We start from the raw sequence: 21,397 nt of genomic DNA, 5'->3' as shown, positions 1-21,397 counted from the left end.
CGGGGGGGTGATACAAACAAAAAGCGCACTATAAAGTGCGCTTTTTTCGTCATAAGTCTACTTAATGTGTTGCTTTGACTAATGCTGTGAGTTGATATACCAAATCGAGTGCAGCCTTTGGCGTTAAGTCATTGGGATCTATGTGCTGCAGAAGCTCTTCTACCTCTGAAGTAGCAGATTCTAATGCTAATGAGGTTTGTACTGGTGTCACTGACAACACGTTGACCTCCTTACCATCATCTCGGCTTTCAAGTTGTTGTAACTTGTCTTTAGCGGCACGGATCACCACTTGTGGCACTCCAGCCAACGCCGCAACTTGCAGACCATAACTTTTACTGGCCGCACCTTCCTGTACTGCATGCATAAACACAATGGCATCGTCGTGCTCAATGGCGTCTAAATGTACGTTAGTGACCTGAGGTAACTGTTCTGCTAATTGCGTTAGTTCAAAGTAGTGAGTGGCAAATAAGGTTAATGCTCCAATCTGCTGTGCCAGATATTCGGCAGCGGACCAAGCGAGCGATAGTCCATCATAGGTCGAGGTGCCACGGCCAATTTCATCCATCAGCACCAAGCTATTTTGCGTCGCGTTATGCAGGATATTGGCGGTTTCCGTCATCTCCACCATAAAGGTAGAGCGGCCTGAAGCGAGATCATCTGAAGCACCAATACGGGTAAATATACGATCAATAGGACCTATTACGGCAGACTCTGCTGGCACATAACTGCCGATATAGGCCATTAAGGTGATCAAGGCAACTTGCCGCATATAGGTCGATTTACCGCCCATATTGGGGCCAGTCACGATCAGCATTCTTCGCTCGCCGTTAAGCAAAACCGGGTTCGCAATAAAGGGCGATTGACTTACCGTTTCAACGACCGGATGGCGCCCTTCACTGATATCAATTCCGGCAGCATCCACCAATGTTGGACATTGGTAATTAAGTGCTTCAGCTCGCTCAGCAAAGTTAGTCAAAACATCTAACTCGGCGGCGGCTAAAGCAAATTGTTGTAGTTCGGCTAACTTGGGCAGCAGCCGATCGAAAAGTTCTTCCCAAAGTTGCTTTTCCAAGGCCAGCGCTTTGCCTTGGCTGGAAAGGACTTTTTCTTCGTACTCTTTTAGCTCAGGAATAATATAACGTTCGGTATTTTTCAGCGTCTGACGACGCTGATAGCTCAGCGGTACCAAGGCAGATTGCCCGCGTGATACTTCGATAAAATAGCCATGGACTTTGTTAAAGCCTACTTTAAGCGTGGCAATGCCAGTGCGTTCTTTCTCGCGAACTTCGAGTTGTTGTAAATAATCGGTCGCTCCTTGGCTCAAACTCCGCCATTCGTCGAGTTCGCTATGGTAACCCTCACGAATCACTCCGCCATCACGAATAAGCACTGGCGGGTTGTCGACAATAGCGCGCTGCAACAAAGCGAGTTCTGCAGGAAACTCATTCAATGCCTGATGCAGACTCACTAAATGTTCGCTTGCGCTGCCTGAGAGCTTATCGCGTACCTGCGGCAGAACCTCTAATGCATCACGTAGCCGTGCAAGATCGCGAGGGCGCGCATTGCGAATTGCCAAACGCGCAATAATTCGCTCTACATCTCCGATAGATTTCAGCCGTTCGTGTAGAGGTTCATGGGTAGCGTCAGCAATGAGTTCAGTCACGGCCTGATGACGTCGGCGCACATGTGTTTGATTACGCAGTGGTTGATGGATCCAGCGCTGTAACATACGGCTGCCCATGGCGGTTGCAGTGCGATCAAGTACTGATGCTAGGGTATTTTCTAAACCACCACCAAGATTTACGGTCAGTTCCAGATTTCGACGTGTGGCGGCGTCTAACACTACGCTGTCACTTGGACTGAACTGCATAATGCTATTGATATGGGGCAGCGCAGTGCGCTGCGTATCTTTCACATATTGAATCAAACAACCAGCTGCTTGCAGTGACAGCCGCGCAGCTTGGACCCCAAAGCCACGCAGATCTTTGGTACCAAATTGTTCTAATAGCAAGCGGGTTGCTGTATCGAAATCAAATTCCCACTCAGGGCGACGACGAGCGCCTTTAATATCATTGACCAAATATTTATGGCTGAAATCTTCGCTGTAAAGCAATTCAGCCGGACGGGTACGCTGCAGTTCTGCTTCGATGGCCTCGAGCGAATCAAGCTCTGATATGACGAATCGTCCAGAGGCAACGTCCAGCGTTGCAAAACCAAAACCCTTTTTACCTTCGTAAATGGCGGCTAGAAGGTTATCGCGTCGCTCTTGGAGTAAGGCTTCGTCGGTGAGCGTACCAGGCGTTACAATCCGTACCACTTTGCGTTCAACTGGTCCTTTGGCCAAAGCAGGATCACCAATTTGTTCGCAAATGGCGACAGATTCACCTTGCTGAACTAATTTCGCCAGATAGTTGTCCACTGCATGATAAGGAATACCCGCCATCGGGATCGGATCGCCACCACTCTTGCCACGAGCCGTTAACGAAATACCGAGTAACTCTGACGCGCGTTTGGCATCGCTATAAAACAGCTCATAGAAGTCGCCCATACGATAAAACAGCAGCATATCGCTATGTTCGGTTTTCATCTGCAGATACTGCCGCATCATCGGCGTATGTTTTTCCAAATCCTCTAAATCCGGCGTTTGGCTATGGCTATTCATATCGTCCTTATTTAAGCGTTGCGCATATTGAGCTAATCACAAGGTAGCCTGCAATATTAACAGGTCTGTCGGAGGCATGAATCGCTGAGGAAAAGTTTTTTGCAGCGAAATATCAGGCACTTTGTTTAACTGGAGAAGAAATAATCCGATCCAGTACTTGATACTGTATGATTGTACAGTATACTAGCTGCAATTAAGTTCATCGCCAGCGGGAGTCGGTTGTACTCCATCAAGGTTCGAGCACAGAGGGACAGATATGAAGATCGATGCAAATAAAGAGAAAGCACTAAATGCCGTATTAGGCCAGATTGAGAAGCAATTTGGTAAAGGTTCCATCATGAAACTCGGTGAAGACCGCAGTATGGATGTGGCCACTATCTCAACCGGTTCGCTTTCACTTGACGTTGCTTTGGGCGCAGGCGGTTTACCACTGGGCCGTATCGTTGAAATCTATGGTCCAGAATCTTCTGGTAAAACAACGCTGACATTGGAAGTGATTGCCGCAGCACAACGTGAAGGCAAAGTGTGTGCCTTTATCGATGCTGAGCACGCATTGGATCCGATCTATGCGCGTAAGTTGGGCGTTGATATCGATAATCTGCTGTGTTCTCAACCGGATACCGGCGAGCAAGCGTTAGAGATCTGTGATGCGCTGACCCGCAGTGGTGCAGTTGATGTCATCATTGTTGATTCTGTCGCTGCGCTAACGCCGAAAGCTGAAATTGAAGGCGAAATCGGTGACTCACATATGGGCCTAGCTGCACGTATGATGAGCCAAGCTATGCGTAAACTGGCGGGTAACCTGAAACAGTCAAACACTCTGCTTATCTTCATTAACCAAATTCGTATGAAGATTGGGGTGATGTTTGGTAACCCAGAAACCACTACTGGTGGTAATGCGTTGAAATTCTACGCCTCAGTACGTTTGGATATTCGTCGTACTGGCTCTATCAAAGAAGGCGATGAAGTGGTGGGTAACGAGACCCGCGTTAAAGTGGTGAAAAACAAAGTTGCAGCACCATTTAAGCAAGCAGAATTCCAGATCCTTTATGGAAAAGGCATTAACCGCGTTGGTGAGCTGGTCGACTTAGGCGTGGCGCATAAATTGGTTGAAAAGGCGGGTGCTTGGTATAGCTACAAAGGCGATAAAATCGGCCAAGGTCGTGCCAATGCTGGCAAGTTCTTGCAAGACAATCCTGAAATCGCCAGTGAAATCGAAACTGCCTTGCGTGAAGCCTTACTCCACAAAGGTGGTGCTGCTGCAAGCGACGATAATAGCAATAATGAAGGCAATGTTGATCTCGAAACTGGAGAGATCTTCTGAGCGAACCATCAGCAAAATCTGTCGTAGTGAGCCTTTTGGCTCGCTGCGATAAAAGTTGTAGTGCACTTCGGCAACAACTGCTAGATAAAGAGTTTGCCGAAGCTGAGGTTGATGAGGCGATTGAGTGGGCGCAAACATTAGGTTATTTGGATGACAAGCGTCTAGCCGAAGCTATCCTACGTTCGCAACTCAATCGGCTACACGGACCAGCAAAGATTGAGCAAACGATGCAGCAAAAGGGGATCGCTAAATCATTGGCGACAGAGGTGATTGCCGCTGCAGAGGTTGATTGGTTTACACTCGCTGAGCAACGAGCTCAAAAAAAATTCTCATCACTTGCCTTTTCTCGGCATGATTATCCGTTACTGCAAAAACAAAAAGCTAAGGTTATTCGACATCTATTAGGTCAAGGCTTTAGCTTTGAACAAGCCGGATTTGCGCTTGAAGCTTGCATGGTCGATGAATAGTGAGCTTATTCGTTATTCTTTTTGTTGTTCAATATTGACACCTTATTCTGATTGGTATTCTTTCGCTGCCCGCTTATAATGCTGGGCAATCTACACATTTATTGCTGAAACCATGGTTTCAGCCTTTTATTTTTAGTGCCAACGCAATTCAGGACGATTTCATGTACAAAACCACCGCAGCCGTTAGAAGCGCCTTCCTGGAGTATTTCAGCAAGCATGGTCATCAGATTGTTGATAGTAGTTCACTCGTACCGGGTAACGATCCAACTCTGTTGTTCACCAATGCCGGTATGAACCAGTTTAAAGACGTATTCCTTGGAATGGATAAACGCAGTTACAGCCGAGCGACGACCGCGCAACGTTGTGTGCGTGCGGGTGGTAAGCACAACGACTTGGATAACGTAGGTTACACAGCCCGTCACCACACGTTTTTTGAAATGCTGGGTAACTTCAGTTTTGGTGACTACTTTAAAGAAGATGCAATCAAGTTTGCTTGGGGCTTTCTGACAGAAGTACTGCAGCTGCCAAAAGAAAAACTGTGTGTGACCGTTTACCAAAACGATGATGAAGCATTTGATATCTGGAATAAGCAGATTGGTATTCCAGCAGAAGACATCATTCGCATCGGCGATAATAAAGGTGCGCCATATGCGTCAGATAACTTCTGGCAAATGGGTGATACTGGTCCGTGTGGTCCATGTTCTGAAATTTTCTACGATCACGGTGAGCATATTTGGGGCGGTCGCCCAGGCACCCCGGAAGAAGACGGTGACCGTTTCATCGAGATCTGGAACATCGTATTTATGCAGTTCAACCGTCAGGCAGACGGTGAAATGTTGCCACTGCCAAAACCCTCAGTTGATACCGGTATGGGGATTGAACGTATCTCTGCCATCATGCAGGGCGTGCACTCTAACTATGAGATTGATGTTTTCAAAACCTTGATTGCAAAAACGGCCGAAATCATCGGTGTGACTGACTTAGAAGCGAAATCGCTGCGCGTGATTGCTGACCACATCCGTTCGTGTGCTTTCTTGGTGGCTGATGGTGTCATGCCTTCAAATGAAGGTCGCGGTTACGTACTGCGTCGTATCATTCGTCGTGCTGTGCGTCACGGCTACAAGTTAGGTGCTAACGATACCTTCTTCTACAAGTTGGTGCCGACACTTGTTGAGGTGATGGGGGATGCCGCCAAGGAACTGAAGGCGTTACAAAATGTGGTTGAAAAAGCCTTAAAAGCTGAAGAAGAGCAGTTTGCTCGCACGCTAGAACGTGGCCTTGGTATTCTCGACGGTGCACTTGCTGAACTCGAAGGCAAGGTGCTTGATGGCGAAACCGCTTTCAAACTCTATGACACTTATGGTTTCCCTGTCGATTTGACCGCTGATGTGTGTCGCGAACGCGATATCACAGTGGACGAAGTGGGTTTTGATGCCGCGATGGAAGAGCAACGCAAGCGTGCACAAGCTGCGGGACAATTTGGTGCCGACTATAATGCCGGATTGAAGACCGACGCTGACTCTCATTTCTGCGGTTATCAAGACACGACTGGTGAAGGTAAAGTTGTAGCGATTTTTGTTGACGGTGCAGAAGTGGAAGGGCTGATGCCTAATCAAGAAGCTGTCGTTATTCTTGATAACACTCCATTTTATGCTGAGTCAGGTGGCCAAGTGGGTGATAAGGGCGAGCTCAAAGCAGGGGATAGCCTGTTTGAAGTAGCCGATACCCAAAAATATGCCGCCGCTATTGGTCATAAAGGTGTTCTGAAAGCGGGTAGTTTGAAAGTCGGTCAATCTGTTGCTGCAGTAGTGAATAAGAAGTTACGTCATCGTACCGAACTTAACCACTCAGTGACTCACTTGCTACACGCTGCCTTGCGCCAAGTGTTAGGCTCACACGTAGCGCAAAAAGGTTCTTTAGTTCAGCCTGAGCGTTTACGTTTCGACTTCTCTCACTTTGAAGCGGTTAAGCCTGAAGAATTGAAGCAAGTTGAAGACTTGGTAAATACTCAAATTCGTCGCAATCATCAACTGCAAGTGGCAGAGATGGATATCGAACAAGCCAAAGAGAAAGGCGCGATGGCACTGTTTGGTGAAAAGTACGATACCACAGTGCGAGTAGTGACAATGGGTGACTTCTCAATTGAGCTGTGTGGCGGTACGCACGTAACGCGCACAGGTGATATTGGTGTATTTAAAGTTATCTCTGAAGGCGGTATTGCTGCTGGTATCCGTCGCATTGAAGCGGTTACTGGTGCAGCAGCAATGGCTTATATTGCTGAACAACAGCAAGAGCTGCACGATGCTGCAGCATTGCTTAAGAGTGAAGCCCACACAGTGGTTGCTAAACTGAAAGCGCAATTGGACCACAGCAAGCTGCTGGAAAAAGAGATCGCTCAGCTAAAATCTAAGTTAGCTGCAGCGGCGAGTGCAGATTTGGTGTCTGAAGCTCAAGACATTGCCGGTGTAAAAGTGCTGGTGAAACAGCTTGACGGTGTGGATGCTGGTGCACTGCGTGGTCTGCAAGATGAAATTAAGCAAAAATTAGGCTCCGGTATTGTGGTACTGGGTATTGCGGGCGATGCGAAGGTGAACCTGATTGCCGGGGTAACCAAAGACTTAATCGGCAAAGTGAAGGCCGGTGAGTTGGTGGCAATGGTTGCGGCGCAAGTTGGTGGTAAGGGCGGTGGCCGTCCAGATATGGCTCAGGCTGGTGGTTCTCAACCTGAAAACTTAGCGGCTGCGCTAGCATCGGTAACCGATTGGCTTGCAGCTAAACTGTAACGCTTCATAAAGAGTTAGAACAAAAAGCCGACACATGATATGTCGGCTTTTTTGTAGATATTGTTGGTATAGAAGCCTGTTGGACTTTACGAGATATAGCGCCGATCTATTCGCCATAAATTTGGGTAACCCTAGCTTTTATGTTAGCTTGCCTTTAACAGCGAAATAAAACTGTCAATATCGAGAGAAAAGGACGGTCTCTCGCTAAAAAATTTCATCGTTTTACTATAAAAAAGATCTAAAAACTGGGGATTTAGTACTCACTACTATTAATTTGTACTAAGCTCACTTTATAATAACTGCGGTGACGGAAAAGAACGCCGCATACAGAATATGGAAACATAGAGGAGCAATCTAATGCTGATTTTGACTCGTCGGGTTGGCGAAACACTGATGATTGGTGACGAAGTCACAGTGACGGTGTTGGGAGTAAAAGGAAATCAGGTACGTATTGGGGTTAATGCGCCAAAAGAAGTGTCTGTACACCGCGAAGAGATTTATCAGCGAATTCAGTCAGAGAAAAGTGGTTCCTCTTCAGATGAAGGCAACTACTAGTCGTACTGAATAGCCGTATTGATTTATTAATTAAAGCGCCAGTCAACTCGACTGGCGCTTTAATTTTTGCTGTTATTTCAAGCGAATTGTGCAGTTATGCAACCACTTGAAAGGCATGTGATTAAAAACAGGGCAAACTGTTTTACCTTTCCTAAAAAGCGTTTGACTTATTTTCTTCAAACAGTAATATGTGCGCCAAGAAACGACGGAGAGGTGGCCGAGTGGCCGAAGGCGCTCCCCTGCTAAGGGAGTATGGGCTTTATCTCCCATCGAGGGTTCGAATCCCTCCTTCTCCGCCATTTTCTTAGTGTTTTATATACGACGCGCATGTAGCTCAGCTGGATAGAGTACCTGGCTACGAACCAGGCGGTCGGAGGTTCGACTCCTTCCATGCGCGCCATATAAAATAACACTATAATTTGAACAGTTACGCGCATGTAGCTCAGCTGGATAGAGTACCTGGCTACGAACCAGGCGGTCGGAGGTTCGACTCCTTCCATGCGCGCCACTTTCAAATATTCAAGTACAGAGATGCGCATGTAGCTCAGCTGGATAGAGTACCTGGCTACGAACCAGGCGGTCGGAGGTTCGACTCCTTCCATGCGCGCCACTGTATTTTACTTTTCTGATGATATGCGCATGTAGCTCAGCTGGATAGAGTACCTGGCTACGAACCAGGCGGTCGGAGGTTCGACTCCTTCCATGCGCGCCATTAGTGGAGAGGTGGCCGAGTGGCCGAAGGCGCTCCCCTGCTAAGGGAGTATGGGCTTTATCTCCCATCGAGGGTTCGAATCCCTCCTTCTCCGCCATTTATTTTCTTGTTTCCCCCTAGTGTTTTCCAAAGAAGCAGCAAACTTCATCGTCTATTACCCTTATTAATTCCGCGAGAGTTAATGTTGGCGTATCGTATTTTGATGTTGTTAGCGCTATTCCATAGTTAACCAGTGCGTGTTATTGCCCCTAATTGAGCTGAAAGAACATTTGTTATTACTTCTGCGATTTGGGCGATTAAGACTATTGGGTTAACCATAGGGCGATTGACAGCATGGCGATGAGTAAGCAGCTAACGCCGATGATCCAGATAAAACCCTGTTTACCTTTCTCAAGTGGAATACCGTAAAAGCGCAAAAAGGCAATCCACAGCAATGATAAAATGATGGGAACAAATAGTAGGCGGCCCATAATCGTCGTCGTTAAATAAACCTGTTTGATATCATAGTGATTATTTAGCTAAACAACAAAAAAGGCCGCTATAGCGGCCTTTTTTACTTTAACAGGGGGGCTAGGGCTTATGCGGTCGCATTGCTCTGTGTTTCTGAGGTGTCAGCATAAAATTGCTGTTCGTCAAATTCACCTTCTGATTTACCCACCACAACGGCCGTCATCATGTCACCGGTAATATTGGTACAGGTCCGTGCCATATCGATTACTCGGTCAATCGCCGCAATAAAGCCAATTCCTTCTAGCGGCAGGCCAATAGCGCTCAGGGTGACGGTAAGCATCACCATGGCACTGCCCGGCACGCCTGCAGTACCAACAGAGGCGACAGTTGCGGTAAGTGCAATCATCACATAATCGGTTAAGTCGAGTGGAATGCCATAGATCTGAGCAATAAAAATAGATGCGATAGCTGGATAAATGCCGCCACAGCCATCCATATTCATTGTGGCGCCTAACGGCAACACGAAGGCTGAGTAACGTTCAGAAACACCCATATCCTGCGCACAACGAGTAGTAACCGGCAGCGTGCCATAAGAGGATGATGTGGTGAATGCCACGATTTGCGCTGGCATTGCTTTACGGAAAAATTGTCCCAGATTGACCTTAGCAACAAACTTGAGCATGCCGCCATATACAAACAGCACATGAATGATCACGCCAATATAGATGGCCAAAATAAACCATGCGAGGTGTTTGAGGCTTTCAATACCGTATTCACCGACCACACATGCCATTAAGCCGAATACTCCAATAGGGGTGAGTTTCAGCACGATGCGTGTCAATTGAAACATTACCTCTGCACCTGCGTTAATAACTTTTTTTAGCGGCTCGGCTTTTTCGCCTACGCTGTTGATTGCAATACCAACCAGCGCTGCAAATACGATAATTTGTAGTACGTTACCATTGGCCAGCGAGGCAAATGGATTTACTGGGATCATATCTAGCAATACTTGTGCAAAGCCGGGGATATTACGATCTCGTACTTCGGTCGCAGCGAGTTGCATATTGCCGCCCATATCGATGGCGGAACCCACTGCTAAGCCGATCAATGACGCAAGAAAACCGGTGAGCATGAACATGCCAAGGGTTTTGACGCTCAGACGTTTGAGATTGACGCCGTCACCTGACATTGCGGTAACGCTGGTGACAATGGCGCAAAACACCAAAGGCGCAACCAACATTTTGATTGCATAAATAAACAGATCGCCAAGCGGTTTTACTACAGTGGCTTGCTGGCCAAAAATAACGCCGACCAACACACCGAGCACAAAGCCGGTGACAACTTTTTGCCAAAAGGGGATTTTATTGATTGTTTGCCAAATCATGTTTTTTCCCAAGCAGAATACAGCTCTGCATTGTTATCGTTATAACCCGAATGACGGGTTGAGTGATGCTAGGGGGACAATTTTAATCCTGACTGTTTTAATCGGATAAATCGTTTTCTTATAGCTTATTGCAATATTAGAGATCGTTTTCATGTTTTTAAAGCGCAATGTGGTGTGAATTGCGCCACAAAACGGTTTGTGAAGCTTTGTTAGGTATTTTATTTCTAAACACTTAGGCTGCGATTGCGATCCTCGTGATGTAATTGCCAATGTAAGCATCAGACTGTTGCAACAACAAGTCGCGCTAACACATCGCTATTTTCATGATTAACAAGGTTTAACCTGAACGCAGCATATGCCTTCGGCGATATTCTGGTACTCTTAAAGTTTTCCTATTTGCCTCATCGATATAGTTGAAGGAGTAACGAATGAAAAAATGGTTATTGGCGGTAGCCGTTGCATCAGCACTGGCCGGATGTTCCGCCGACACCACTGCTGTGCAGGCTCAAGCAACTAAGGTTGCCGCAACTAAGTTACCTGCGGGGGTGAGCTTAGTTGAGTCGTACGCGCCCAAAGCGGGTGAAATCGGTATTCCATTCAAGAAATACCAATTGGCGAATGGCTTAACCGTAGTACTGCATCAGGACCATTCCGATCCTTTGGTGACGGTTAACGTGACTTACCATGTTGGTTCTGATCGCGAACATTATGGTCGCACCGGCTTTGCCCACCTGTTTGAACATATGATGTTCCAAGGCTCGCAGCATGTTGCCGATGAACAACATATTAAAGTGGTTACTGAGGCTGGTGGCAGTATGAACGGGACGACCAATACCGACCGTACTAACTACTATGAGTCTGTGCCCAGCAACCAGCTCGAAAAAATGTTGTGGCTGGAGTCTGATCGTATGGGATTCTTGTTGCCCGCATTAACTGACAAGAAGTTTGAGGTGCAAAGGGAAACGGTGAAAAACGAACGCGCTCAGCGCGTAGACAATCGCCCTTATGGCCGCTTAGACGAGCTATTTAACCAAGCATTTTATCCTGAAGGTCATCCGTACTCTTGGCCGGTGATTGGTTGGCCAGCAGATTTAGATCGTGCCACCACCCAAGATGTAAAAGATTTCTTTCGCCGCTGGTATGGACCGAATAACGCCACTTTGACGATTGGTGGCGACATCGATGAAGCCCAAACACTGGCATGGGTGAGCAAATATTTTGCAGATATTCCGCGCGGCCCCGAAGTAAAACCGTTGGCAAAGCCGTTAGTCAGTTTGGACAAAACACGTTATATCTCAATGGAAGATAATGTCCACTTACCCTTGCTGCAGATTGGTTTCCCAACGGTTTATGCCAATCATGCTGATGAACCCGCCCTCGATCTGCTGGCCAGTATCTTAGGTGGGGGTAAAACCTCGATTATTTATAAAAACTTAGTGAAAAATGGCTATGCCGTGCAGGCAGCTATGAACCACCCATGTTCTGAACTGGCCTGTAAGCTAACGGTGTACGCACTCGCTAATCCCGCCAAAGGTGCTGCGCTTGCGCCACTTGAAGCGAAAATCCGCGAATCGATAGCGGAATTTGAAACTCGTGGTGTTACTGATGAAGATCTGCAAAAAGCCAAGGCACAATTTCGTTCCGATAATATTTTTTCACTGCAAAGCGTGTTTGGCAAAGTGAGTCGCTTGGCATCATACGAGACGTTTAATGGCGATCCGAATGGTATCTCTGCCGATTTGGCGCGTTATAACGCTGTCACCAAAGCCGATGTGATGCGCGTGTACGAAAAATACCTCAAAAATAAGCCAAGTGTGGTGATGAGTGTTGTACCTAAAGGCGGTAATGCATTGATTGCGGCACCTGATAATTACGCGCCGACATCGCCTAAAGTGGCTGATCGCGCTGTTGAAGGATTAACGGCTAACACGACCGCGGCGCCTAAGAGTCAGTTTGACCGCACTGTGATGCCTCCAGTAGCCGGGGCGGTATCTCTGCATGTGCCAAGCTTGTGGAATAGCAAACTGGCTAACAATATTGAGGTGATGGGAACTCAAAGTACCGAAACGCCGACCACTGATATTATGGTGTACTTTAATGGCGGCCACCGGATAGAACCCATTGCCAAGTCTGGCTTGGCAGAGTTAACCGCAGATGTTCTGAATGAATCGACACAACGCCACTCAGCAGAAGCGCTAACCCAAGCTTTAGAGCTGCTGGGGGCGACGATAGAGTTTAGTGCTGACAAATATCAGAGCAGCTTACGTATTTCTACTCTGACCGAAAACCTAGATAAAACCATGGCGTTGGTACAAGAGAAATTACTTGAGCCCGGTTTTGTCGCCGCTGACTTCAATCGCAATAAACAGCAATCGTTACAAACGCTGCAGCATCTGAGTTCAGATCCAGAATACATGTCGCGTAAAGGCTTTGCTAAGTTGCTGTTTGGTGACAAGGTAAGCATCGGCGTTAGTAGCGATGGCACCTTAGATACTTTATCTAAATTGACCTTAGATGATGTTAAGCAGTTTTATCTGCAGCAATACACTGCGGGTAATGCACAGGTGGTCGCGGTATCCGATTTGCCACAGCAGCAGTTGTTAACTAAGCTCGCGCCGTTAGCTAGATTGACTGGCGCGGCCACGCCATTGCCAACTCAGAATCAACTGCCGACCATTAAAGGTGACACCGTCTACCTCATTGATAAACCTGACGCAGCGCAGTCGGTCATTTTGATTGGTAAACGCACGATGCCATTTGATGCCACTGGCGACTATTTTAAAGCTAACTTGGCGAATTATCCCTTAGGCGGTGCCTTTAATAGCCGTATTAATCTGAATCTGCGCGAAGATAAAGGTTATACCTATGGCGCCCGTTCTGCCTTTGTTGGCGGCACTGAGTACGGCTATTTTGCGGCGATGGGCAATGTCCGAGCCGATGTGACAGATAAAGCCTTGGCTGAATTTATGAAGGAAATTACCCAGTTCCACAAGTCGGGCATGACCGCCGACGAACTTGCCTTTATGCGTTCATCTATTAGCCAAGGCAAGGCGATGGATTATGAAACCCCGTATAAAAAAGCAGGTTTTATTCGAGAAATCCAAAAATACCGTCTGCCGTACGACTATATCGAGAAGCAGGATGAGTTAGTCAACAATGTGTCTGCTACAGAGTTAAATGCTATTGCAGCCAAATACTTAGATCCTCATTCTATGGATGTACTGATCGTCGGGGATAAAGCTAAGATTAAACCGGGTCTGGAAGTTCTTGGTTATAAAGTCGTCGACATGAACTTGTAATAGCCAAAATCGTCCCCATAATGGGGAAAAGGACCCATAGGATCTGATGTGTAAAAGGTGACAGTTATTATGCTGTCACCTTGTCGTTTTCACACACTGACAAAACCGCTTGACTTAACGCAGTAGTTGACAAAAATACTCAGACATAAGTTAAGGTAGCGACAGTCAGTCCTACAACAGAGATCAATAATTTGAAGTCATTTGATGAGACTCTGGCAATCTTCGCTGACGAGGAAAGCCGTGAGGCGTTGCGCACGATGCAGCGAGGGATTGAAAGAGAGGCGTTACGGATTAATGCCGACAATGAGCTGGCATTAACACCACATCCAGCCATTTTAGGCGCAGCGTTGACCCATTCTCGTATCACCACCGATTACAGCGAATCGCTGATGGAATTTATCACGCCGGTTTATACCGATGTGGAGCAGATGCTGACTGGGCTGACAGAAACTCATGCCTATGCAGTGCAACATCTTGACGGTGAGAAACTATGGCCAGTGAGCATGCCGTGCTATGTAGGTGATGAACAGCAGATCCCGATTTCTTGGTATGGTACGTCGAATAACGGCATCATGAAACGTCTGTACCGCAAGGGCTTAACCTATCGTTACGGTGCCTTGATGCAGATTATTGCTGGCGTGCATTTCAATTTCTCCGTGTCGGACTCATTGTGGCAAACTCTGTATCAGCATAGCGATAAGCAAACCAGTCTGTGTGACTTTATTTCTGAGCACTATTTTGGCCTTATCCGCAATTATCGTCGTTTGGTATGGGTATTGCCTTATCTGTTTGGTGCTTCACCCGCGATATGTCGCTCATTTATCAAAGATCAGCAAACTGAGCTGCAGTTTTTGACGCATAGCAGCGGAACCCTGTATCTGCCATGGTCAACCTCGTTGCGCATGAGTGATTTGGGCTACACCAACAAAGAGCAAGAGAAGCTATCCATTAGCTATAACTCGCTGCAAGAGTATCTCGAAGGGATAAAAGCGGCTATCAAGATGCCATCGAAGAAGTTTGCCGATATTGGGGTGAAGGTTGATGGTGAATATCGTCAGTTGAATGCCAATATTCTGCAGATTGAAAACGAATTCTACGCGCCCATTCGTGCCAAGCGTGTAACGCGCCGTGGTGAAAAGCCTTCGGAAGCGTTGAGCCGTGCCGGTGTGCAGTATATTGAGGTGCGCGCACTGGACGTAAACCCATTTAGTCCTGTCGGGATTGATGCGGCGCAGGTGCGCTTTTTGGACTTGTTCCTGCTGTATTGTCTGATGCAGCCATCTGCCAAAGTTGATGCCTTGGGAGAGAAAGAGATTGCCGCCAATCTTAAGGCTGTCGTCTTAGAAGGGCGTAAACCGGGCTTAATGTTGACGCGTTCAGACAAGGCGATATCACTGCAACAATGGCTCAAAGAGCTGTTTGCCGATCTAAGCCGTATTGCAGCCTTGATTGACGGTGAAGACAAGTTGTATCAGCACACGTTAGATGACTGGTATCAGGCGGTTGAAAATCCTGAGATGACGCTTTCAGGACGTATCTGGCAGACACTGGAAAATTCCGGGCTCGATCATGGTACTTGGGTAAGACAACTGGCCGAAAAATATCATCGTCAGTTGGTGGATTATCCGTTGTCGAGTGCCTCTGTGGCTTCATTTGAAGCAGAAGCTGCGGCGTCGATAGCGCAGCAAAATCAGATGGAGCAGGACGACAAACTGGACTTTGAGCAATTTCTGGCGGAATATTTCCGAGCAGATACCAAGGTTGATGAGCCAGTCCATTGAAACGTGTCTTAATCTTCATTGCTAGCGCAGCATTGCTGTCATCATGTGCTTCGGCGCCGGAAGATAGCAATGCTTGCGGCGTCGTTAGTACTTATCTGACGGCTGAGCTAGAAAATCACTATTTTCCGCTTGTTGTTACCGATGTTGACGGCAAGCCCGTCATTTCAAAGCCAAACTATCCTTTAGCTGTTGGTCAGCATACCTTTACCGTCTCCGAACTTATCGATGATCAAACTTTACAAGTGCGCTTAGCTGCGCGCGTTCCCAAAGTAATTACCGTCGACGTTGCCGCCAATACCCGTTATCAATTGATGGCGCAGTTTAATGTGGATAAACAGTATCGCGGTAATGATCAAAGCTACTGGCAACCCGTGATCCGCTCAGACGAATATCATGAGTGCCAACTCACTCAAGAATAAACTCGGTAAAGGGTTGAAATTCTGACGATTATCGTGCTCAATGGGACAAATTTACGTCCCGGCTGCGGTATTCTGGTTTGGTTAAATTTCGATTCTCTGCTCAGTGCTTTACATCTCAAAGGCTAAAACCTATGGTTATTGGCGCCTTAGCCGCCGTTAGTTTAGCCGGGTGTGCGACTCCTCCACCTGAAAATCCCGACAACATCTGTGAAATTTTTCGTGAGAACCGTGATTGGTATGATGCGGCAATAGATGCTCAGGAGAAATGGGGCGTGCCAGTGCATGTGCCGATTGCCATGATGTATCAGGAAAGTTCATTCAAGCATGATGCCGCACCACCGATGGAGTATTTCCTTGGTTTTATTCCTATTGGCCGCGCCAGCGATGCCTACGGTTATGCACAAGCGAAAACCATGACATGGGATGACTATGTGCGTGAAACTGGCAATGGCTGGGCGAGTCGCAGTGACTTCGATGATGCGATGGATTTTATGGGCTGGTTTATCTGGAAAACTCATAAGATCAATGGTGTCTCAAAATGGGATGCCAAAAACCAATATCTGAATTATCACGAAGGGTGGGGCGGCTTTAAACGCGGAACTTATTGGAAGAAAAAGTGGTTAGTGCGAGTGGCGAAAAAAGTGGATGCGCGTTCGCGTAAGTATGCAGCGCAGTATCATTCTTGTAAGGAAGAGCTCGATTCTTCTTGGCTTTGGCGGCTATTTTTTGGCTAATAACTGTTGCCGGGAAACAATCGCTTTCTCGGCAATATCGAGGGTTTCTGCCAGATTGCCGTTGAATACTGACGTGCCAACGGTAAAGCGTAGCCCCGGCATTTTTCTTGCCAGCGCAACGCTCACATCGGCTAACCAAGCATTAATTTGGCTGGGATCACCATAGGTTAACACTGCAAATTTATCACCACGTAGCCGGCTTAATAAGGCTTTGGCTGGCCAACATTCTTTTAGGGTTATTCCCAACTGGCGTAATGCCTCGTCGCCCGCTTCAAGTCCGTGTTGTTTGTTGATTTGTTTCAGGTTGTCGACATCAATCAATATCAATTCACTTTCTACTTCGCTATGCATGGGCCATTGAATGGCTTGTTCCTCGAAGTAGTTACGATTGGCGAGCCCGGTCAGCGTATCATAATTACGCAACTGTTCAATTAACTGTGCCTGATGGTAGAGCGCCAGCGCGTTGGCGGCGGCGTTACTCAAAATAGTGGCAATTGAGACATCATAGTCACTAAAACAGCCTGGTTGTTCGCTATCGAGATTTAATAGCGCATATAGCTTGCCATCGACATGGATAGGACATGAGAGTGTTGAACGTATGCGATTATCCGCTATTTGCTCTGCGCCATGGGCATCGGCGGCAATGCCACCATCGGTGTCATTTAGTAATACCGCCCGATCACAGCGGCCACCGGTCATCTTGTATTGAAAGGTTTGGTGTAGTTGCATACTAAGCTGCTGCAACTTCTTGATGTCGAGTCCGACCGCCGCTTCAAAATTGAGTTTCTTGCTGGAAGGGTCAACTTTGATCACCGAACCAAATTCGGCACCACCGATCAGATTCATGGTTTTTGATAACAATGCGCTGAGAAAATCATGTTCACTGCTGCAGTACTGATGCAGGTGCATCAGTTCCATAGCGGCGTCATTGATTTGCGTCAGTCGTTGTAACTTATCACGTTGGTGACTCAGCACACTGAAATAAAGAAAGAAGCCGAGGCTGTAGGCGAGGTAATAGATAATGCCGACACCGCTCAGCAATAACCAAGGGTATTGCCCCGGACCGCTGAACATCCAACACAGTAGGCCAAACAACAGCATAGGCACCAGCAACAACAGAATATGTTGGCTGGTGGATACGCGAGCGTCGTTTAGGTCGCTACTGTGGTTAAAGTCCAATGCTACTCCTTTCCCTTGCAAGCTTAGCGGCCTGACAACAACGTCAGGCTTGGTAGTGCAGCAAAATCCAAGCGAGTGGTGCTTGATATTGTGCCGGCATCCATTGCTGTAGTTGCGCAATACTGCTGGCAAGTGTCTCGTTATCCTTGACCGACAGGTTTAAGTGGCCAACCTTACGACCAGGACGAACCTCTTTGTTATACCAATAAAGCTCAGCGTTGGGGAGTGATAACCAGCGATCATCTTTATCGATACCGATCAAGTTGACCATCACACATTGAAAGTTCACTTGTGGTGTCATCACGGCTAGATCGCACAGCGCCCGCAGGTGCAGCTGGAACTGGTCAATATGGCAGCCGGCTTGGGTCCAGTGACCTGAATTATGCACGCGTGGTGCTAACTCGTTCACCAGCAGGTGTTCACCGACTCGGAAACATTCCATTGCCATCACGCCAACGTAGTCAAGGCCATCCATAATGGTGGTCAACATAGCTTCGGCTTCAGCTTGCAGCGCTTGCAAACGCGGTAGCGGCGAAATAGACGCCATCAAAATGCCATCTTGATGTAGGTTAAGTGTCAAAGGGTAAAACACACAACGGCCATCGTGGGTGCGGGCACCAACCAGCGATACTTCTTCATCAAAGTTAATCGCTTGTTCGGCAATCGCTTCATTACGCCAGTCGTCTGGCAACTGAGTTTGTTCGGCTTGCTTGAGCCAAAACTGACCACGGCCATCGTAACCACCAGTGCGGCGTTTCAGTAACACCCGCTCACCATATTTGCGGTATAGCTCGGCAGCGTCACTATTATCGTCCACTAACTCCCACGGTGCAGTGGCGACATTGAGCTCATCCAGCAGGCTTTTTTGTGTAAAACGGTCGGCTAAACGCCCAAACACTGGACCGTTAATAAACTTTGGGTGCTCAGAAAGTTGCAGGCTCAGTGCTGACTCTGGCCATTGCTCACGCTCGGCCGTCACAATGTCGTTGCTTTGCATCGCAAGCTGTTCAGCGGTCGGTACCATGATGTCGATGGGCCTGACATCTAACGCCAAAGGTTGGCCAGCATGTGCCAGCATCGCGCCTAATTGGCCGTTACCTAGTACCCAAACTTTGTTTGACATCATGCCTCCCGAGGATCTGGATTATCCAGCACCGCACGAGTTTGTGACTCGCGGAAGGCTTCCAGACGCGCTGCCAGCTCGTCATCTTGTGTTGCCAAAATTTGGCAAGCCAACAAGCCTGCATTGAAGGCACCTGCAGTGCCGATGGCCAGCGTGCCGACAGCAATACCTTTAGGCATCTGTACTATCGACAACAGACTGTCCATGCCATTCAGTGCTTTGCTTTGTACTGGTACACCGAGTACCGGCAAACGGGTCTTAGACGCTAACATACCGGGCAGATGTGCCGCACCGCCAGCGCCACCAATGATAACTTTAAAGCCTTTGTCGGCAGCGGTTGCGGCAAAATCGATGAGTTTATCGGGAGTACGGTGCGCACTGACCACTTCTACATGGTATGGAACCTTCAGGCTATCCATGATCTCAGCGGCTGCTTCCATAGTTGGCCAATCACTTTTTGACCCCATAACGACAGCAACGAGGGCTTGCATGATCACTCCTTAACACGGGTGTTTTTAATATGATGTAGGGTAATTATCGGTGTTCGAGCAGCATTATTTTATGCCACTCAAAAAATTTGCGCGGATCATAACATGAACCCTAAAGATGTGCTGCCTTTTAGCGGCGCGAACAACAGCGCTTGAGCAAACGCTGTGTTTTGCTTGTTCATTAGTCGACACTTGCCGCTGCTATTGAGCTGGATTCTACAGCGACGCTAACTTACGTCTGCTTGGTGATTAACCTCAAGCATTGTACTGTGGTTTGCTAAGATGGCAGTTGCTCATTAAACAGCTCTTTCAATGTCGGATAGAATTTTAAAACGCCGTCAATTGGTTGTACGCCCGCCTTCGCCAGTGTCCGAATAGGTTGAAACTGTAGCTCAGCAATATAAAGTTGAGTTGCATTTTGCTGGCAGCGTTTGACCAGTTTATCCAGCGCTGACAGTCCGCCGGCGTCGAGAATCGACACGCCATCAAGGTCCAGCACTATCACCTGTTTATTTTGTGTCAGGGTGGCAATGTCGGCAAAGACTTGCTCAGCTGCGGCGAAAAACAATGGACCGTTAATTTTCAAGATGGCCCAATTGGCAGGAATCTCGCGGTCAACATAGCGGCGGTTGTTGCTGATATCGTACAGCCGGGTCATATCGGCGATCTCTTTGACAAACAGCAACGCCGCCAACATGATGCCAAAAGAGATGGCAACCACCATATCAAACACCACCGTGAGCAGTAAGCAACTGGCAAAGACCCAGATATCGCTGCGAGGCGCTTTTTTGATGAGCTCAACTGCTTTTGGCGCTTCGCTCATATTCCACGCCACTACCAGCAACAAGGCCGCCATGGCGGGCATGGGCAAATACGACAATATGCCAGCCAGCGCTACCAACGCCAGTAACACAACCAGCGCATGTACCATGGCCGATATTGGACTTTGGGCGCCGGAACGCACATTAGCAGCACTACGGGCGATAGCCGCGGTGGCGGTAATTCCGCCAAATAACGGCGCGATAATATTGCCGATGCCTTGCCCTAGCAGTTCACTGTTGGCGCTGTGGCGAGTGTTGGTCATGCCGTCTAACACCACAGCACATAGCAGTGACTCAATTGCGCCAAGCATTGCGATAGCAAATGCCGCTGGAGCTAATGTCTGAATGGTTTGCCAGCTTAACCCCAGCGCCGTTCCATCGGCCCCTTCGCGTAACCATGGCCAGGCAAATTCCGGTAATACTGCTGGAATGCCGAAGCCTGTACTGCCATCGGGTAGAAGGTAATGAAAGCGGCTGCCGATGGTATCCACTGGATGTCCGGCATCTGCCAGTAAAATGGCCAGCAGAGTACCGATAATGATGGCTGGCAGATGTGCCGGAATCGGCAATTTTAATTTTGGCCACAGCAGCATAGTGACCAAGGTGGCAACCGCCACAACAGTGCTTGGCAGATCAAAATTGGGTAGCTGCTGCGCCAGTAAGCTCAGCTTGTCGATAAAATGCTCTGGCATGCTCGCAATCGTCAACCCAAAGAAGTCTTTTACTTGCAGCACCGCGATAACAATGCCGATGCCGCCGGTAAATCCGAGGGTGACTGACTGCGGAATGTATTGGATCAGTCGCCCTAATCGCAGCAGCGCCATGGCGATCAGAATAATGCCAGACATCAGCGACGCCATTAATAAGCCCGCTAAACCATATTGCTGCGCGATGGGAAAAAGCAACACCACAAATGCCGCGGTAGGCCCTGAAATGGAGTAACGCGAACCGCCGCACAACGCAATAATAAACCCGCCGATAATGGCGGTATACAAACCGTATTGCGGCGCTACGCCGCTCGCGATAGCCAGTGCCATCGCCAAGGGAATGGCGATGATACCAACAGTAATCCCCGCGATAACATCATTGAGCAGTTGGCGACCATGGTAGCCTTGGCGAAATAATACATCGCGCATGGCGTAGCCTAGTCTTAGCGAAAATAACTGCTGACGAAATCCAGAACTGTTGGGCACCTTGGGCTCCTATCTACCTTGCA

Annotated in this window: 15 protein-coding genes and 6 tRNA genes; 14 read left to right on the top strand and 7 right to left on the bottom strand. The window is 47.9% G+C overall.

The window, feature by feature from the left end:
• Positions 1 to 61: 61 nt before the first annotated feature.
• Positions 62 to 2,662 (bottom strand): DNA mismatch repair protein MutS, encoded by a 2,601-nt coding sequence (gene mutS / locus HR45_RS06815; RefSeq protein ID WP_037441099.1) that lies wholly within the window; start codon positions 2,660 to 2,662, stop codon positions 62 to 64.
• 256 nt (positions 2,663 to 2,918) lie between these two features.
• Here mutS and recA point away from each other — a divergent pair, with 256 nt between their 5' ends.
• The 10 genes from recA (at position 2,919) to HR45_RS06765 (ending at position 8,600) form a co-directional block, all read left to right on the top strand.
• Complete coding sequence (gene recA, locus HR45_RS06810; protein WP_037441097.1) at positions 2,919 to 3,986, top strand: recombinase RecA; 1,068 nt, start codon at positions 2,919 to 2,921, stop codon at positions 3,984 to 3,986.
• Complete coding sequence (locus tag HR45_RS06805) at positions 3,983 to 4,453, top strand: regulatory protein RecX (RefSeq protein ID WP_037441095.1); 471 nt, start codon at positions 3,983 to 3,985, stop codon at positions 4,451 to 4,453. Before recA ends, HR45_RS06805 begins: the two co-directional genes overlap by 4 nt.
• A 161-nt stretch (positions 4,454 to 4,614) precedes the next feature.
• Positions 4,615 to 7,236, top strand: a complete 2,622-nt coding sequence (alaS, locus tag HR45_RS06800) for an alanine--tRNA ligase (RefSeq protein WP_037441093.1) — start codon at positions 4,615 to 4,617, stop codon at positions 7,234 to 7,236.
• Between the two features lie 357 nt (positions 7,237 to 7,593).
• Positions 7,594 to 7,791 (top strand): carbon storage regulator CsrA, encoded by a 198-nt coding sequence (gene csrA, locus HR45_RS06795; protein WP_037441090.1) that lies wholly within the window; start codon positions 7,594 to 7,596, stop codon positions 7,789 to 7,791.
• 207 nt (positions 7,792 to 7,998) lie between these two features.
• Positions 7,999 to 8,090, top strand: a tRNA-Ser gene (locus HR45_RS06790).
• Between the two features lie 24 nt (positions 8,091 to 8,114).
• Positions 8,115 to 8,191, top strand: a tRNA-Arg gene (locus HR45_RS06785).
• A gap of 31 nt (positions 8,192 to 8,222) precedes the next feature.
• A tRNA-Arg gene (locus HR45_RS06780) sits at positions 8,223 to 8,299 on the top strand.
• Positions 8,300 to 8,324: 25 nt separating this feature from the next.
• Positions 8,325 to 8,401: transfer RNA gene (locus HR45_RS06775), tRNA-Arg, on the top strand.
• A gap of 25 nt (positions 8,402 to 8,426) precedes the next feature.
• Positions 8,427 to 8,503: transfer RNA gene (locus tag HR45_RS06770), tRNA-Arg, on the top strand.
• Between the two features lie 5 nt (positions 8,504 to 8,508).
• A tRNA-Ser gene (locus HR45_RS06765) sits at positions 8,509 to 8,600 on the top strand.
• A 205-nt stretch (positions 8,601 to 8,805) separates the two neighbouring features.
• Here the strand turns inward: HR45_RS06765 and HR45_RS19530 are convergent.
• Both HR45_RS19530 and HR45_RS06755 read right to left on the bottom strand, forming a co-directional pair.
• Entirely contained in the window at positions 8,806 to 8,973 is a 168-nt protein-coding gene (locus HR45_RS19530) for a hypothetical protein (RefSeq protein ID WP_037441088.1), read from the bottom strand.
• Positions 8,974 to 9,080: 107 nt separating this feature from the next.
• Positions 9,081 to 10,337, bottom strand: coding sequence for a dicarboxylate/amino acid:cation symporter (locus HR45_RS06755; protein WP_037441085.1), 1,257 nt, complete (start codon positions 10,335 to 10,337; stop codon positions 9,081 to 9,083).
• Between the two features lie 428 nt (positions 10,338 to 10,765).
• On the opposite strand from HR45_RS06755, the gene HR45_RS06750 reads away from it, so the two are divergent.
• From HR45_RS06750 to HR45_RS06735, 4 genes are all read left to right on the top strand, one after another.
• Positions 10,766 to 13,636 (top strand): M16 family metallopeptidase, encoded by a 2,871-nt coding sequence (locus tag HR45_RS06750; protein ID WP_037441082.1) that lies wholly within the window; start codon positions 10,766 to 10,768, stop codon positions 13,634 to 13,636.
• Between the two features lie 191 nt (positions 13,637 to 13,827).
• Positions 13,828 to 15,417 (top strand): glutamate--cysteine ligase, encoded by a 1,590-nt coding sequence (gene gshA / locus HR45_RS06745; RefSeq protein ID WP_037441079.1) that lies wholly within the window; start codon positions 13,828 to 13,830, stop codon positions 15,415 to 15,417.
• Complete coding sequence (locus tag HR45_RS06740; RefSeq protein WP_037441077.1) at positions 15,414 to 15,836, top strand: META domain-containing protein; 423 nt, start codon at positions 15,414 to 15,416, stop codon at positions 15,834 to 15,836. Before gshA ends, HR45_RS06740 begins: the two co-directional genes overlap by 4 nt.
• 131 nt (positions 15,837 to 15,967) lie before the next feature.
• A complete protein-coding gene (locus tag HR45_RS06735; protein ID WP_037441075.1) occupies positions 15,968 to 16,570 on the top strand; it encodes a transglycosylase SLT domain-containing protein in 603 nt (200 codons plus the stop codon).
• On the opposite strand, the gene HR45_RS06730 is transcribed toward HR45_RS06735, so the two are convergent.
• The 4 genes from HR45_RS06730 to dauA form a co-directional block, all read right to left on the bottom strand.
• Positions 16,556 to 17,749 (bottom strand): sensor domain-containing diguanylate cyclase, encoded by a 1,194-nt coding sequence (locus HR45_RS06730; RefSeq protein ID WP_052074570.1) that lies wholly within the window; start codon positions 17,747 to 17,749, stop codon positions 16,556 to 16,558. The two genes, HR45_RS06735 and HR45_RS06730, sit on opposite strands and share 15 nt — an antisense overlap.
• 43 nt (positions 17,750 to 17,792) lie before the next feature.
• Positions 17,793 to 18,872 (bottom strand): 5-(carboxyamino)imidazole ribonucleotide synthase, encoded by a 1,080-nt coding sequence (purK, locus tag HR45_RS06725; RefSeq protein WP_052074569.1) that lies wholly within the window; start codon positions 18,870 to 18,872, stop codon positions 17,793 to 17,795.
• A complete protein-coding gene (purE, locus tag HR45_RS06720) occupies positions 18,872 to 19,363 on the bottom strand; it encodes a 5-(carboxyamino)imidazole ribonucleotide mutase (protein ID WP_037441071.1) in 492 nt (163 codons plus the stop codon). The genes purK and purE overlap by 1 nt, the downstream gene beginning before the upstream one ends.
• 274 nt (positions 19,364 to 19,637) lie before the next feature.
• The gene (dauA, locus tag HR45_RS06715) at positions 19,638 to 21,374 is read right to left on the bottom strand and encodes a C4-dicarboxylic acid transporter DauA (protein ID WP_037441068.1); all 1,737 of its coding nucleotides are present in this window, start codon (positions 21,372 to 21,374) and stop codon (positions 19,638 to 19,640) included.
• Positions 21,375 to 21,397: the final 23 nt, after the last annotated feature.

Origin of the sequence: Shewanella mangrovi (assembly GCF_000753795.1) — a bacterium.
GTDB lineage: Bacteria > Pseudomonadota > Gammaproteobacteria > Enterobacterales > Shewanellaceae > Shewanella > Shewanella mangrovi.
Note: the sequence above shows the minus strand (reverse complement) of the source record. Positions and strands in the feature narration are given on the sequence as shown.